Origin of the sequence: Nguyenibacter vanlangensis (genome assembly GCF_013376155.1) — a bacterium.
GTDB classification, from domain to species: domain Bacteria; phylum Pseudomonadota; class Alphaproteobacteria; order Acetobacterales; family Acetobacteraceae; genus Gluconacetobacter; species Gluconacetobacter vanlangensis.
In genome coordinates, this window is sequence record NZ_JABXXP010000599.1 from 1 (window position 1) to 1,699 (window position 1,699).

The following is a 1,699-nucleotide window of genomic DNA, read 5'->3' on the forward strand; positions in this document are numbered from 1 at the left end:
CGATTCCGGCGCCGGCTCCGGTAATGACGGCGACCTGGTGGGGCATGGCTGGATGGCTCCGGGCTGACGATCACGTGCCCGCCGTGTTTGCGCCGGGATTCGCCGCGCCGCAAGCCGCCTGCCGCCCAGGGCGAGACGCGGCTTCCGAGGCGTGGCTTCAGAGATATTTCAGCGCGACGAAGCCGCCTACCAGAACCAGGCCGAAGGCCGAGGCGACCAGGGTCAGGCGCTGTTCGATGAAGGTCTGGATCGGCGCGCCATAGGCCCGCAGCAGCCCGGCGACCAGGAAGAAGCGCATGCCGCGCGTGACCAGGCTGGCCAGCAGGAAGGGCACGATCGGGAAATGCGCCGCCCCGCTGGCGATGGTCACGATCTTGAACGGGATCGGAGTCAGGCCCTTGACCAGGATGATCCAGACGCCCCAGTGGCGGAACTGCTCCTGCATCGCCGCCAGCCGGCCTTCGGCATGATAGAAATGCACGATCGGCATCGCCACGTGCTGCAGCAGGAAGGCGCCGATATACCAGCCCAGCAGCCCGCCGCAGACGCTGGCCACGGTGCACAGCCCCGCCAGCGCCCAGGCGCGGTCGCGATGCGACAGCACCATCGGGATCAGCAGCACGTCCGGCGGCAGGGGGAAGACGCTGGCCTCGGCGAACGAGACCGCCGCCAGCCACAAGGGCGCATGCGGACTGGCCGCGAGGGTCAGGGCGCGGGCATAAAGTCGATCGAGCATCTCGGGCCGCCTGGTCGGGTGTTCGGTCGGGCGCCGCGGCATGCGGGCACGGGTCTTTGTGGCAATGCCATGCCCGGACCGGCGGCGGCAAGACGCGTCCGACGTGCTGGCGCGATCGTGTGGAAATCGGGCCGCCGGGCATCGGCCGCTGGGGGATCTGACTGTCTTGGGTCGGCGCCGCGTCAGCACACCAGGGTCACGGTGACGCGCAACCCGTGCGGGGCGCGGTTGCCCAGCCGGATATCCCCGCCCAGGCCCCAGATGATGTTGCGCGCGATCGCCAGGCCCAGCCCGGTGCCGCCGGTTTCGCGGTTGCGGCTGGATTCGGCCCGCACGAAAGGTTCGAACATTCGTTCGAGGTCCTCGGGCGGCAGGCCCGGCCCGTCATCCTCGATCAGGATGGTCGTCACCATCTCGCCGCGGGTCTCGCCCGCTTCGGACGGACGCGGCGGCAGCAGCGTGACCCGCACCCCGTGGCCATAGGTGACGGCGTTGACCACCAGGTTGTTCAATGCGCGCTTCAGGCCGACCGGGCGGGCATGGATCGTCACCGCCGGCGGTTCGGCCCGGAAGCCGATCGCATCGGCGATATCGGGGTGCATTTCCGCCGCCTCGTCCAGGATGGTCTGCAGCAGCGCCGTCAGGTCCAGCTTGCCCATCGGCTCGCGCCGCGACGTGTCCCGGCCGAAGGCCAGGGTGGCCGAGACCATCGATTCCAGCTCGTCCAGGTCCATCAGGAATTTCGCGCGCAGATCGTCATCCTCGATGAATTCCGACCGCAGCTTCAGCCGGGTGATCGGGGTGCGCAGATCATGGCCGATCGCGGTCAGCAGCAGGGTACGGTCGGTCAGGAAGCGCCGGATGCGGCTGGCCATGGTGTTGAAGGCCCGGCCGGCGCGCGCGATTTCCAGCGGTCCGTCCTCGGGCAGCGGCGGCGCGTTCACGTCGCGGCCCAGCGCCTCG

The 1,699-nt window shown here is 69.6% G+C and carries 2 protein-coding genes; both read right to left on the reverse strand.

Annotation, left to right across the window (positions count from 1 at the left end):
* Positions 1–157: 157 nt before the first annotated feature.
* Positions 158–736 (reverse strand): YqaA family protein, encoded by a 579-nt coding sequence (locus HUK84_RS17100; protein ID WP_176641337.1) that lies wholly within the window; start codon positions 734–736, stop codon positions 158–160.
* Between the two features lie 182 nt (positions 737–918).
* Positions 919–1,699: ATP-binding protein (locus HUK84_RS17105; RefSeq protein WP_246285756.1), on the reverse strand; the 781-nt coding region annotated here is incomplete at its 5' end.